Raw genomic sequence first — 12700 nt, forward strand, 5'->3', positions numbered from 1 at the left:
CACGAGGCGTTCGGTCGGGGCGCGCGGGGCGGGACCCGGCCGGGTGGGGGGTGACGCGGGCGCTCAGCGGTGGCGGTACGGCCGGGTCGGCGCCCGATGGACCGCCTCGCCGGGGGTCGGGCTGCTCACAGTGGTGCGAGCGCGAGTTGGCGCAGGGTGCGGGCGACGCGCTGGGCGCCGCGCAGATCGTCCGGTTCGGGATCGAGGACATCCCACGGCACGGCGTCGTCGGACGATTCCCATACGGAGTCGTGCTCGGGATCGTCGACGAGCGGAATCGGGACCAACTGCCGCACTTGTGCGGCGAGATCGCGCTGGGCCGCGCCCAGGGCGGGCACGAACGCGAGCGGCGCCCGCCGGGCCCGGGCCAGGCCGACGGCGCCCAACGTCGGTGCGGCCAGGAACACTTCGGCCTCGGCGTGCAGCGTGTCCACGTCCACGTCGACCGCGCGACGCACCCGCACCCGCCGGTCGTCGCCGAGGCCCGCCAGCGCGGCCCGGATCGGCTCGAGCCGGGTATCGCAGACCACGTCGCACCGGCCGGTCCGGCGCAGCGCCGCGCGGACCAGCGCGGGCACCGTCTCGGCGGCGAAGGTGTCCGCCTCGGCGGCCGGCACGTTCCACGCCGACAACAGCAGCAGGGTTCCTTCGCGTTTCCGCCTGCGCGCCGTCCGGGCGGGCGCGAGCAGGCCGGTGGGGCGGGCGTCCGTGGCCCCGGGGACGGGGTCGGGGGCGGGGTCGGGCAACCATCCGGGTCGGTGGACCCGATGCAGCACACCGTCGAGGCGCGCGGGTGGGTCGCTCGGAGGCCGGTGGCCGGAGGTCAGATGTACCACCGGCACGCCGGACGCGCGCAGCCGTTCCGTGGCGCCCTCGTCGTCGCAGACCAACACCACGTGCGGCGGCGGCTCGTCGGGCGCCTCCAGGACCGGCCGCAGGTCGCCGAGGTGGGCGGCGATCCGGCGCCGGGCGAGCAGCGAGTCCAGGTGCTCGTCGCGGGAGACCAGGAGGATCCGCCGCCCGGACTCGGCGGGTGGTGGCGCGGAGCCCGGTCCGGGATCCTCGGCGGCCGTCCGTCGGGCGTCGGCCCCTTCCCGGGGAGTCAGTACTGCCATGCCGTCACCGACCCGAGCCGGGCGACGTCGTCGCTGTAGCCGGCCGCCGTGGTGGAACAGCCGTTGCACACCAGGGGCCCGTGTTCACGGTAGAAGTCGGCATGCGCGCGGAACGCCGGTGTGTCCAGGTCGATCACACCCGCCTCGCGCAGCGGCGCGCCGCCCGGCCCGTCGTCGCCTTCGCGGTGCGGGATGCAACTGCACGCGTACATCCGTCCGTACTTGCCGTCGATGTAGATGACGTCGTCGGCGACGTGGCACTGCGGCAGCGACGCGCGGGGGGTGACGGATTCGGTGAAGTAGGCTTCCTGTTCCGCCGGTTCGTCCCCGTAGAAACGTTTGCCCATCGGCACGAGCAGCACGTTCGGGTCCGCGTCGTAGACGCGGCCGCAGACGCGGCGCACGTCGTCGGGGTCGGGGTAGGTGATGCTGCGGTCCAGTTTCAGCGCGGACAGTTCCCACTGGCGCACTCCGGCGGACGTCAACACCTGCTGGAGCTGCGGCATTTCGGAGTAGTTGTGCGGTCCGACGACGGTGTTGACCCGGGGCAGGACGCCGAGGTCGGCGGCGGCGCGCAGTCCGCGCAGCCCGCTGTCGAACATGCCGGGCGAACGGCGGTAGACGTCGTGGGTGGCCGCGGACGCCCCGTCGAGGCTGACGATCACCTGGGCCAGGCCCGCCTCGGCCAGCGGCTCGGCCATCCTGGGCAGCATCGAGCCGTTGGTGATCAGGGACATCTTCATGCCGGCCGCCGTGCCCGAGCGCACCAGGTCCACCACGTCCGGATGCATGAGCGGTTCGCCGCCGGTGAAGCGCACGTAGGCCACGCCGGCCGCGCGGGCTTTCGGCAGCAGGTCGGCGAAGTCCTCGCGGGAAAAACGAAATGTGTCGCGCGACAAGGCGAAGTCGCACATGAAACAGTCGGCGTTGCAGGCTTCGAGAATCCGGACGAACAGATAACGATGACGCTCACGCACGGGGGACCCCTTCGGGCCGGTCGGAGGCGGGGCGGGCATGGGTGTGGCGGTGGTGCGACGGTCGAGGGTGTGTGGCGGTCAGGCGGCCCGGGGTACGCCCGGCAGCAGCGCGAGCAGGGCGTCGGCCACGTCCGCGGCCCCGTCGACACCGACGGTCGCGGTCAGCGCGCCCCAGTCGCGGGTCTCGGCGGCGGCGGCGCGCAGCGCGGTCAGGATGTCGTCGCGCAGCACGACGGCCGTGCTCCGGCCCGCCGTGTCCGCCGCCGCGGCGATTCCGGCGTAGATGCGTTCCAGGGCGTGGTCCTCGCCGCGGGTGCGCAGCGACAGCGCCTCCTCCTCGGCGAACACCGCTTTGGGCCAGGCGATTCGGGTCTGCGTACCGATCGCGCGGCTGTGGAAACGCCCGTTGAAGATCTGGCTGAGGTTCTGCGGCGGCAGGCACAGGGTGGGGACGTGCTGCCGGCCGGCCTCGAGGAGGGTGGTCAGGCCCGGGGAGGTCAGCAGCACGTCGCAGCCGGCGAGCCGGTCCAGGAACTCGCCGTGTGCGAGCGCCCCCGTGGTCACGTGTGGCGGGGTGATCGACGCGTCGACGAGGCGCCCGGCGAGGTCGGCGGGCAGGTTGCCGGCGAGGTGTACCTCGTGTACCCCGTGGGCGGCGAGCGCTTCCAGGACGGCGGGAACGACGATGCGCGGGTAGGCCGTCCAGTCGGCGAGCGCGGGTGCGCGCAGGCCGCCGAGGCTGACCAGGGCGGTGCGGTGGGGACCGGCGACGGGGGCTGCGCGCCCGGAGCGGGCCGGGGTGCCGACGACGGCGCCCACCCAGCGCAGCGCTCGCACGGATGCCAGCACGTCCCGGCATTCGGGGGGCAGTTCGACGCACTTTTGCGCGCAGTAGACCGTCGCGTCCAGGGGCAGCGCCGCCCGGTCCCCCTCGCCCCACATGAACGGCAGGCTGTCCACGAAGACGGTGGGGACGCCGGCCGCCTCCGTCGCCTTCGCGACGGCACCGTCCAGGACGACGACCGCGGCCACCGCCGCCTCCGCGCCGGCGACGGCGGCGACGGCCTCGCGCAGGTCCTCGGCGTCGTTCGGCAGGTCGTACCAGCGCTCGATGGCGTGTTCGGACAACACGGGCCGACCGAGCCCGGAGGCCACGCCGACGAATCGCAGGGGCACGGCCGAGCGTTGGCCCAGGGCCGCCAGGATCGCGCCGAGTTTCCCCGAGCTGCCCCAGCCGAATTCCGCTCCGGAGACGATTACGGTTCGTGTGCTGGAATCAGTGCGCAATTGAATCCGTCTCGACTTCCCGGTCGGCGGCTTGGCGACATAAATCTAGGTCGCCGCCCCGGAGCCATGCAACCGGTTAGTAGATATTCACCCGTATGCACGAATGATATTTCTATCCGAATTCAATGAGCCGGGAATACGGAGCGCTTATATGAGAATCGGCATCGCTACAGGCACCACTACACCGAGAGCGGGACCGGGTGGACTTCGTCCGCCGGGTGACCTGCACGTTCGTGGACGCGTTGTACCGCGTCGGCCGTGGGGGCTTCGGACAGGCAGTACACCGTGCCGGACTCCGGGTCGGCCCATGCCTGCTTGAAGTGCACGCCCTCCTCTGCCTCGATCGCCAGGTCGGCCTGGTGGGCCGCTGCCAGTTGTTCGTCGGTGATGCCGGTCATGCCGGTGTGGACGTCCATGAAAGTCGCCATCGCCGCACGCCTCCTCGCCTTTCGGTACGGCCCCGAGTGCTCGGTTTCTTCCATGCTCCACCCATGTCCGGACCGGTGCCCTCCGGCGGGGCCTTCGGACACGTGAATCGACGTGTGGGGCAGGTGGGAATCGCGAGGTGGGCGCGTGTAAAGGAAAGGCGTGAAGTGGGTGTGCCGGGTGGGGGCGTGCGGCGAACGGCCTCGGGGTGGCTACGCGACCCGGGTGGAGGTGGGTTCGTCGTCGGGCAGGTGGATGTCGTCCACGGCCACGTTCACCTCGACGACTTCCAGGCCGGTCATGCGCTCGACCGTGGCGATGACGTTCCGGCGTACCGCCTGACCCAGTTCGGCGATCGGGACGCCGTACTCCACCACGAGGTTCAGGTCGAGGGCACACTGCCGCTCGCCGACCTCCACGCTCACCCCGTGCGCCACGTTCGGCCGACCGCCCGGTACCCGCTGCCGCACCGCGTCCAGGGCTCGCGCCACCGAGCCGCCCAGGGCGTGCACACCCTCGATCTCCCGGGCGGCCACACCGGTGATCTTCGCGATCACGCCGTCGGCGATCGCGGTGCGGCCACGCGTTCCGGCGGCCGTCGGCTCCACCGTTTGCGGCGAGCGATCCGGCCCGCTCGGCGCGAGTCGCGCGCCGCCGGCGAGCTCCGGCACCAACGCCGGCGTGTCCGTCACATTCTTCGACTCAGGCATCACACGCGACCCTTCTTCGGCTACGGCCAGGGCTACGGCTGCGGTTCGGACTTCGGTTCGTGCCCGCCGCTCACAGACTCCGTGACCGCCCGTCTGCCCGGCCGGAGCACACTCATTCCTGCCGGCGGGCGGAGCCTACCCGGCCACCCACGGCACGCTGCCCGTGTTCCCCGTACGGCCGTTCTCGGTGCAGTGCGCGGGCGGCGTGGCGCCGTACACGTACTGGATGAAGTCGCGCAGGTCGTTGCGCCAGTAGTCCCAGGCGTGTTCGCCGGGGCCGGTGCAGTAGCGCGGTGTGAACGACGTACCGATGACCGCGCGCAGTTGGTCGTTCCACGTCTTGATGTCCGACTCCCCCTGCCCACTGGGCAGCCCCTGACCGTTCGCACCCCCGGAGTACATCGCGAACTTGCCGGAACCGCCCGCGTAGTCCGCGTACTTGCCCGCCGCGGCCATACCCACCGGGGTGATCGCCGGCCAGTTCGCCTGGGGTCCGTAGACGGCCTCGGTCCGCTCCACCGGAGTGCCGAACACCCGGTAGTTCGGGTCGATCAGCCCGTTCCAGGAGGTCGCCGCGCCATAGCCGAGCATCGAGTCGGCCACCCGGTTCAACGCCCGGTCGTCGGCGAGCGTGGTTCCGCCCGAAAAGGCCCCCACGGCCGAGAACCGGTCCCGCAGGTCGGCGGCGTAGCGCAACGCGCCGAGGCCGCCCATCGACACACCCGCGATCGCGCGTCCCGAACGGTTGTCGATCGTGTTGAAGTTCGCGTCGATCCAGGGCACCAACTGCCGCATGTGGAACGTCTCCCACATCGGTGCGAAGTTGCCCTGGGTGTGTCCGGCCCAGTCGGTGTACCAACCGGCCTTGCCGCCCTCGGGCATGACCACGATGCCCTTGAACGTCCGCCGGTCGATCGTGTTCAGCACGTCGCCCGCGTTCGACTCGGACCACTGCCGGTAGTCGCCGAACCCGCCGTGCAGCAGGTACAACACCGGATACGCCTTGGCGGGATCGGTCGCGTAGTCGTCCGGCAGCCAGATCCGCACCTTGACCGGCACGGTGACGGGGTCGATCGAAGGCGTCCCGCCGCGCGCCTGCATGATCGCCGAGGTGGTCATCGTGGCGTCGTACATTTTGCGGTCGTCGAGCAGGTTCGAGTTCGTCCACTGGGTGAGCGTGATGCCGTGCGAGTTCGCCGCCGGCAGCGGCGGCGCGGGCGGCGGCGGAAACGCCTGCGCCTGGGTCGGCACGCCCACCACGGCCGCGATCAACGCCGCCGCGACCGCGCACACCATCGCCGCGCGGCGCACGCGACGGCGGGTGCGCCCCGGTGCGCGGGGCTCGCCCCGGCTCCCGCCCCGCCCCGGTGCGTGCGTTCCGTCCGTTCCGCCCTTGCCGTTCGTTCCGCCCTTGCCGTCTGTGCCGTCCACGAACACCCCCGACGGTTCCTCGCCGTATCGATGTGCCCCCACGCGGGCCCGACCTGGCGCAACCCTGGCCGACCCGGGACCGTCTGTCCTCCCGCACACGGTGGACATCGCGGGTAAACCTGCGCGGTAGCCCTGGACCCGACCTGCACCGACCGCGGTACGACCTCGCCACCCACGCCGCCCGACCCGGATGACAGAATTCGGTACATGACGCACCAGGATCGGACGGATTCCATACTCGATCTCGACCCGAACGGGCCGCTGATCGTCGTCGCGGCGGCCATCGTGCGGGCGCGGCGTCTCATGGTGGTGAGCAAGAAGGCGGCGCCGGACCTGTTCTACCTGCCCGGTGGCAAGCCCGACCCGGGCGAGAGCCCGATACAGACGCTGCGCCGCGAACTGGACGAGGAGCTGGGCGCGCGACTCGTGGCACCGCGATTCCTCGCCGACTTCGACTCCGTCGCCGCCCTGGAGGGTGTGCCCATGCGACTCACCGTTTTCACGACCCGCCTGGACCGCGACCCCGTGCCGGCCGCCGAACTGGCCGACCTGCGCTGGATGTCCGGCCGGGACGACCACCTGCGCCTCGCCCCCGCGCTCACCGATCACATCCTCCCGCTCCTCCGCCACACCGGCGCCCTCGCGGCCTGAACCGGCCATCCACCCGTCGCCGCGCCGCGTCCCCTGATTCGGTCGCCTCGCCCCGAACCGCATGCCACCGTGGCAGATCGACACGAGGGAGGTCCGATGGCATCGCTCATCATCTGCGGCGCCGGCGTGGTGGGTCTGACCACGGCCCTGTTGCTGACCCGTGACGGGCACGAGGTGACCGTGTACGAGGGCGACCCATCCGTCGACCGCGCCCGCGCCACCGCGATGAACCCGGACCGCACCACCGAACCACCCTCCACACCGGACCCGTTCGGCGGGGCCGCATTCCACGACGGCGACCTCTTCCGCGCCCTCCTGGAAACCGCCACGTGCCTGGCCCTGCCCCACCCCGCCCCGTCCCGCCCCCCGGCCCCTCACCCGCGCCCACCTACTCCGGCTGCTCGCCGACTGACGCCGGCCGGCTCGACCTCGCCGCACCGCAGCCTCGACCACGACGTACGCGAACCTCTGCTCAACGCCATCGCCGAGCGCGTCCGCACCCGCATGGGCGACCGGGCGCCACGCCATTACCCGAGCGTCCTCCGCGCCGGACGGCGGACCGAACGGTACACGGGCCGTTGAATAAATATGTAGATCGGTCTAGTCTCGACTCATGGGACGGAAAGGCGCCGACACACGCGACCGACTGCTGGACGCGACCCGCGATCTGGTCGAGGCCGGCGGCTACTTCGGTGCGGGCCTCAATCAGGTGATCGCCGCCAGTGGCGCACCGCGCGGGTCGCTCTACTTCCACTTCCCCGGCGGCAAGGACCAGATGGTCGGCGAGTCCGTCCGCCGAGCCGGTCGGTCGATCGGCGACGCGATGGGAGGGTTGGCCGAATCCGACGCGCCCGCCGCCGAGTTCGTCGAGACCGTACTGCGCCTGCTGGGCGACCGCCTCGAAGCGTCGGACTGGCTCAAGGGATGCCCCGTGGCCACCGTGGCACTGGAGACCGCCGCCACCAACGACGCGCTCCAGCAAGCCTGTTCGGAGGTCTACACATCCTGGGAGGCGATCCTGCGCGCCCGACTGGCCGGCCACCCGGACGCCGACGACCTCGCCGTCACGATCCTGGCCCTCGTCGAGGGTGCCCTCCTCCTGGCAAAGGCACACCGCAGCCGAGACCCGCTCGACCGCGTCGCCCGCCGCATCACGACCCTCCTGAACTGAACGCGCGCCGGATCCACCCGGGCCCACGCCTGTCCGCAAAATATGTAGATCGGTCTACCGATCCTTTCTCCAAGGAGCCCCATGGACGCCATCGTCTTCGGTGCGACCGGCTTCATCGGCCGTTCCCTCGTCGCCGAGTTGCTGCGCCGAGGTCAACATGTGGCCGCCGCCGTCCGGAACGACACCCTCACTCCCTGGCTCGCCTCCCGAGGCGTCGACACCGGCAGCCTGACCGTCGTGCGGGCCGACATCACCCGTCCGCTCACCGCGCTGCCCGAGGTGTCCGACGTCTACAACACCGCCGGGCGCTACGCCTTCGGCCTGGACAAGGCCGAGGCGCGCGCCGTCAACGTCGCCGGCGCGCTCAACGTGCTCGAATGGGCCGCCTCCCTACCCGGGCTGCGCCGCCTGGTCCACGTCAGCGGGTACCGGGTCAGCGCCTCCGACGGCATACCCGACTACGCCGGATCGGGCGCGTACGAGGCGTCGAAGCTGGAGGCCGATCTCGCGATACGCGCCCGCGCCCGCGAGTCGGGCATCCCGCTGAGCATCGCCAATCCCGGCGTCGTCATCGGACCGGGCCAGTTCATCGGCCTCGCGACCCTCGTCCGCGACCTGTGGGACGGCCGACTGCCCGCGCTGCCCGGCGGGCCCGACACGTTCGTACCGGTCGTCGCCCTCGACCACCTCGTTCGTTTCCTCGCCGAGATCCCCGCATCGCCGGCGGGCGAACACCACTGGATCCTCGACGACACCACGCCTCCGTTGCCCGAACTCGTCCGCACCATCGCCCACCACGCGGGCGTACCGGCCCCACGGCGCAGCATCCCCGTCCGCCTCCTGCGCCGACTGCCGAGCCGGCTCACCGGCGCCGACCCCGAGACGTTGTCCTTCCTGTCCACCGACCGCTACCCCACCACCTCCGCCCGCACGTTCGCGGCCCGCGTCGGCCTGGCGATGCCCCCGGTCGGCGATGCCCTGCGCGCGTGGACCGACGACCTGGTGGCCACCCGCTTCGGCACCGCGACGCCCTGGGCGAGCCCGTACGGCTTCCGCACCGTCGCCGGCAGCGCCACATGGGTGGTCGGCGAACGACGCCACCCCGCCCACGTCCTCCTGCACGGCCTGCCGCTGAACGCCGACGTGTGGGCACCCGTCGCCGCCCACCTCACCGAGCCGTTCCTGGCCGCCGACCTGCCCGGCCTCGGCCGCTCCGCCGGCACACACTCGGTGGACGCCTGGCTGACCGACCTGCTGCGCCCGGTCCGGACCCGCCCCGTCCTGGTCGCGCACTCGTCGGCCTGCGACCCGGCGCTGCGCTTCGCCGCCGCGCATCCGGAGCGCCTCGGCGCACTCGTACTCGTCTCCCCGGCGTTCCTGCAACGTCCCGCCGCCCGCACCACCCGCTCCGGCGCGGCCGTCCCGATGCTGCGCCGGATGTCCCCCGCCCGCCTGGCCGAAGCGCTCGGCGTACCGAAGAGCCCGGCGGTGACCGGTGCGGCGGCCGACCTGCGCCGCCCCGGCGCGGCGGGGCGTGTGGTCCGCGCCCTGCGCACCACCGTCGCCGAACGCGAGCACTCCCGGGCCCTGTTGGCCCGCGTCCGGGTCCCGGTCCGGATCCTCGTCGGCTCGGCGGACCCACTCGTCGTCCCGGTCGACCGCCCCGTGACCGAGATCGCCGGCGCCGGCCACTATCCGCAACTCATCACCCCGGCCGAGGTCGCCCACCACCTCACCATCGCGACAACTCCGCGCGCCGAAGCATGACTGCCCAGGCGGGAGCGGACGGCGCCCGAACGGCTGGGGTACCGCGCGGCAACCCACCCGTCGACACGGTGCGTTGGTTGTGTGACGGGTGGGATGCCCGATGCCCGATGCCGGGTGTGGGGTCGGGGCGGTGGGGCAGAGGTGGGTGGAACCGTCGGATCCGAGGATGTCGGACGCAGGTCGGCAGGCGTGCCGCGACATCGTCGCCGCCGGCACCGCACCGAGGTCCGTCAGGATCGGCTGGAGTCCCGACATGAACACCCTTCCACCCCGCACGCCCTCTTACGCCCCGATCCGGATCCGCATCCGGGTCCTGCCGGATTCCCCCGGCACCCTGTCCCGGGTCCGCGCCGAGGTTCGCGACAGACTCGGCACATGGGGTTGGCCGGACGAACGCGCGGACGACGTCGTCCAGGTCGTCTCCGAACTCGTGGGCAATGCCCTGCGGCACACCGGCGGCGAGGCCCGCGTGCGCCTGACCCGCACCTCGGACGGCGTCGACGTCGAAGTGGCCGATTTCCACGGCCGCCTCCTCGTGCTCCGACGTCCCGCGGACGGCGACGGCGGCCACGGCCTCCACCTGCTCGACCTGCTCACCACGAACTGGACGGTCGAGCAACACACCACGGGCAAACTCGTCCGCGCGCACATCCGCCGCTGATCCACCCGAGCCGCCTACCGGGGTCGCGCGCCCATCCGCCGAGTGTCAGGTGCGGCGGACCGGGCAGTCGCAGCAGCATGGATCAGTCGGAAACCCCCGTCCTGGACGCCCTGACCGCCTACCACGAACGGGCCTACACGCCGTTCACCCCACCCGGCCACAAGCAGGGCCGGGGCATCGACGCCCACACGATGGCCGTCCTGGGACGAGCCGTGTTCGGCTCCGACGTGCTCGCGACCTCCGGACTGGACGACCGCATGTCCACGGGTCGGGTCCTGGAGCGAGCCCAGGAGTTGATGGCCGAGGCGGTCCACGCCGAACACGCCTTCTTCTCCACCTGCGGCAGTTCCCTCTCGGTCAAGAGCGCGATGCTCGCGGTCGCGGGACCACACGAGAAGCTGGTGGTCTCGCGCGACGCGCACAAGTCCGTGGTGTCCGGGCTGATCCTCTCCGGCGTGCGCCCGATCTGGGTGGACCCCGCGTGGGACCCCGAACTGCACCTCGCGCATCCGCCCCGGGCCGAGGCGTACGAGGCCGCCTTCGCCGCCCACCCCGACGCGCGGGGCGCGCTGGTGACCAGCCCGACGCCCTACGGCACCTGCGCCGACCTGATCGGGATCGCCGAGGTGTGCCATCGGCGCGGACGACCGCTCATCGTCGACGAGGCGTGGGGCGCGCACCTCCCCTTCCACCCCGACCTGCCCACGTGGGCGATGGACGCCGGCGCCGACGTCTGCGTGACCAGCGTGCACAAGATGGGCGGCGGCCTGGAACAGAGTTCGGTCTTCCACCACCAGGGCGACCTCGTCGATCCGCACGTCCTGCGCGCCCGCGCGGACCTGCTCGGCACGACCAGCCCCAATGTCCTGATCCACGCCGCGCTGGACGGATGGCGGGCACACATGGTCGCCAAGGGTCACGAACTCCTGGACGCGGCGCTGCGCCGGGCGGACGACGTCCGGGCGACCATCGAGGACATCGACGGCCTGCATGTCGACCGCGCCGAATTTCTCGGCCCCGACCGCGCCCACGACCTCGATCCGTTGCAGGTCGTCATCGACATCTCCGCTCTGGGGCCGACGGGCTACGCGGCCGCCGACTGGCTGCGCGAGCACCACCGGATCAACCTCCACGTATGCGACCACCGCCGGATCAGCGCCCAGCTGACCTACGCCGACGACGACCGCACCACCGCGACACTCACCCACGCCCTGCGCGCCCTGGCCGCGACACCTCCGACGACGGCCTCCGCACGGGCCCCGATCCACGTCCCGGATCCGCAGGAACTACGCCTGGAACAGGCGCAGTTGCCCAGGGACGCGTTCTTCGCCGAGACCGAGCAGGTGCCCGCCTTCGAGGCGATCGGTCGGGTCTGCGCCGAAATGCTCACCCCGTACCCGCCGGGCATCCCCGCCGTTCTGCCGGGCGAGCGCCTCAACCGCCCCGTCGTCGACTACCTGACCTCGGGAGTACACGCCGGCATGGTCGTCCCGGACGCCGTGGACCCCCAACTGGACACCATCCGCGTCGTGGCCGACCGGACAACCGCCTGACGTGGTGCGCGGCGAGGCCCTGGGCGGGTGGACGTCGAGCACGCCCCGGCACGGGGTCACCCTGTGATCCCCTCCACGTCATGGCCCGCCCACACCCCGTGCGGGGAGCGGGCGGGCGACGCCCGGCGGCACGGAACCGGCGGGAGCGAGGCCCAGTACACGGGACGCCATCCGGGGCGTCGCCGTATCACGCTGTCCGCGGCCCGATGACACAGGGACATTTCCAGGGGAACACACCGCCGCCCGAACTTCGCGCCGACCCGCCGTGCGGAAAACCGCGGCGATCACCGGGATCCACCGAGGGCCGCCGAAATTGTCGGTAAAACTTGACCGCCGTCAGGAATGTGCGCCGTAGACCGGGGCACGCACGGAGCGGAGGTAAAAATCATGATTCCCCTTCTCGTCGTCCTGCTTCTGGCCCTGATCCTTTTCGGCGCCGGATTCGCGATCAAGGTGCTGTGGTGGGTCGCCGTAGCCGTCCTGGTCATCTGGCTGCTGGGCTTCCTCTTCCGCTCGACCGGCCCCGGCGGGGGTCGAGGCCGCTGGTATCGCTGGTAACCGAAATACGCGCCCGACGGCGCGGCCTCCGGGAGGCGGGGCGACGGTGCGTTCGGATTCCGAACATCCGCACCGGCGTACCCGCCTTTCCCGGTTCTCCCACGCACACCGGTATTCCCACGCGCCCCGCGGAATTCGGGTGGGGCGTCGTCCGGTCGTGACGCGTCGTCCCGCCGGGCGCGTATTCCCGAGCGCCGCCGCGAATTCCCATTGATTCGGGTCCGCCGCCTCCGCCGTGGCGCGGCCACGAAGAAACTCGCGCCCGCGCCCGGTGCCGACACGAAGCCTGGGTAGCCGTGTGGGCATGACGGACGTGACCCCCTTTGCCGCGGTAGGCATCGCCGCCGAGGTTCCTCGGGACGGCCGCCGGCGTGACCCGCACGAGCGGCCCGG

General features: G+C 72.0%; 13 protein-coding genes. 7 read left to right on the plus strand and 6 right to left on the minus strand.

Annotated features, from left to right (window positions below):
• Positions 1-125: 125 nt before the first annotated feature.
• The 6 genes from blsF to B4N89_RS38345 form a co-directional block, all read right to left on the minus strand.
• Positions 126-1115 (minus strand): CGA synthase-related protein, encoded by a 990-nt coding sequence (gene blsF, locus B4N89_RS38320; protein WP_078981154.1) that lies wholly within the window; start codon positions 1113-1115, stop codon positions 126-128.
• Complete coding sequence (blsE, locus tag B4N89_RS38325) at positions 1103-2092, minus strand: cytosylglucuronate decarboxylase (RefSeq protein WP_078981155.1); 990 nt, start codon at positions 2090-2092, stop codon at positions 1103-1105. The genes blsF and blsE overlap by 13 nt, the downstream gene beginning before the upstream one ends.
• 78 nt (positions 2093-2170) lie before the next feature.
• Positions 2171-3379: a hydroxymethylcytosylglucuronate/cytosylglucuronate synthase gene (locus tag B4N89_RS38330; protein WP_078981156.1), complete on the minus strand. Its 1209-nt coding sequence runs from the start codon at positions 3377-3379 to the stop codon at positions 2171-2173.
• A 179-nt stretch (positions 3380-3558) separates the two neighbouring features.
• Positions 3559-3807 carry an SCO4226 family nickel-binding protein gene (locus B4N89_RS38335; protein WP_078981157.1) on the minus strand — a complete coding sequence of 83 codons (249 nt, stop codon included), beginning with the start codon at positions 3805-3807 and terminating at the stop codon, positions 3559-3561.
• A gap of 210 nt (positions 3808-4017) precedes the next feature.
• Positions 4018-4515, minus strand: a complete 498-nt coding sequence (locus tag B4N89_RS38340) for an Asp23/Gls24 family envelope stress response protein (RefSeq protein ID WP_078981158.1) — start codon at positions 4513-4515, stop codon at positions 4018-4020.
• 135 nt (positions 4516-4650) lie between these two features.
• A complete protein-coding gene (locus tag B4N89_RS38345) occupies positions 4651-5946 on the minus strand; it encodes an alpha/beta hydrolase (protein WP_143658231.1) in 1296 nt (431 codons plus the stop codon).
• A 207-nt stretch (positions 5947-6153) separates the two neighbouring features.
• On the opposite strand from B4N89_RS38345, the gene B4N89_RS38350 reads away from it, so the two are divergent.
• From B4N89_RS38350 to B4N89_RS38380, 7 genes are all read left to right on the plus strand, one after another.
• Positions 6154-6597, plus strand: coding sequence for an NUDIX hydrolase (locus B4N89_RS38350; RefSeq protein WP_078981160.1), 444 nt, complete (start codon positions 6154-6156; stop codon positions 6595-6597).
• A gap of 96 nt (positions 6598-6693) precedes the next feature.
• A complete protein-coding gene (locus B4N89_RS50935; RefSeq protein ID WP_078981161.1) occupies positions 6694-7179 on the plus strand; it encodes an FAD-dependent oxidoreductase in 486 nt (161 codons plus the stop codon).
• Positions 7180-7210: 31 nt separating this feature from the next.
• On the plus strand, positions 7211-7768 hold the full coding sequence (locus B4N89_RS38360; RefSeq protein WP_078981162.1) for a TetR/AcrR family transcriptional regulator: 558 nt from the start codon (positions 7211-7213) through the stop codon (positions 7766-7768).
• 81 nt (positions 7769-7849) lie between these two features.
• Positions 7850-9535 carry an alpha/beta fold hydrolase gene (locus B4N89_RS38365; protein ID WP_078981163.1) on the plus strand — a complete coding sequence of 562 codons (1686 nt, stop codon included), beginning with the start codon at positions 7850-7852 and terminating at the stop codon, positions 9533-9535.
• Positions 9536-9788: 253 nt separating this feature from the next.
• Complete coding sequence (locus B4N89_RS38370; protein ID WP_143658232.1) at positions 9789-10196, plus strand: ATP-binding protein; 408 nt, start codon at positions 9789-9791, stop codon at positions 10194-10196.
• A 77-nt stretch (positions 10197-10273) separates the two neighbouring features.
• The gene (locus tag B4N89_RS38375) at positions 10274-11749 is read left to right on the plus strand and encodes an aminotransferase class I/II-fold pyridoxal phosphate-dependent enzyme (protein WP_078981165.1); all 1476 of its coding nucleotides are present in this window, start codon (positions 10274-10276) and stop codon (positions 11747-11749) included.
• A 387-nt stretch (positions 11750-12136) separates the two neighbouring features.
• A complete protein-coding gene (locus B4N89_RS38380) occupies positions 12137-12307 on the plus strand; it encodes a hydrophobic protein (RefSeq protein ID WP_078981166.1) in 171 nt (56 codons plus the stop codon).
• Positions 12308-12700 lie beyond the last annotated feature (393 nt).

This window comes from Embleya scabrispora (assembly GCF_002024165.1).
GTDB lineage: Bacteria > Actinomycetota > Actinomycetes > Streptomycetales > Streptomycetaceae > Embleya > Embleya scabrispora_A.

Coding starts and splice junctions, on each gene's coding strand:
- blsF (WP_078981154.1), bottom strand. CDS start 1,115: ATGGCAGTACTGACTCCCCGGGAAGGGGCCGACGCCCGACGGACGGCC.
- B4N89_RS38335 (WP_078981157.1), bottom strand. CDS start 3,807: ATGGCGACTTTCATGGACGTCCACACCGGCATGACCGGCATCACCGAC.
- B4N89_RS38340 (WP_078981158.1), bottom strand. CDS start 4,515: ATGCCTGAGTCGAAGAATGTGACGGACACGCCGGCGTTGGTGCCGGAG.
- B4N89_RS38350 (WP_078981160.1), top strand. CDS start 6,154: ATGACGCACCAGGATCGGACGGATTCCATACTCGATCTCGACCCGAAC.
- B4N89_RS50935 (WP_078981161.1), top strand. CDS start 6,694: ATGGCATCGCTCATCATCTGCGGCGCCGGCGTGGTGGGTCTGACCACG.
- B4N89_RS38360 (WP_078981162.1), top strand. CDS start 7,211: ATGGGACGGAAAGGCGCCGACACACGCGACCGACTGCTGGACGCGACC.
- B4N89_RS38365 (WP_078981163.1), top strand. CDS start 7,850: ATGGACGCCATCGTCTTCGGTGCGACCGGCTTCATCGGCCGTTCCCTC.
- B4N89_RS38370 (WP_143658232.1), top strand. CDS start 9,789: ATGAACACCCTTCCACCCCGCACGCCCTCTTACGCCCCGATCCGGATC.
- B4N89_RS38375 (WP_078981165.1), top strand. CDS start 10,274: ATGGATCAGTCGGAAACCCCCGTCCTGGACGCCCTGACCGCCTACCAC.
- B4N89_RS38380 (WP_078981166.1), top strand. CDS start 12,137: ATGATTCCCCTTCTCGTCGTCCTGCTTCTGGCCCTGATCCTTTTCGGC.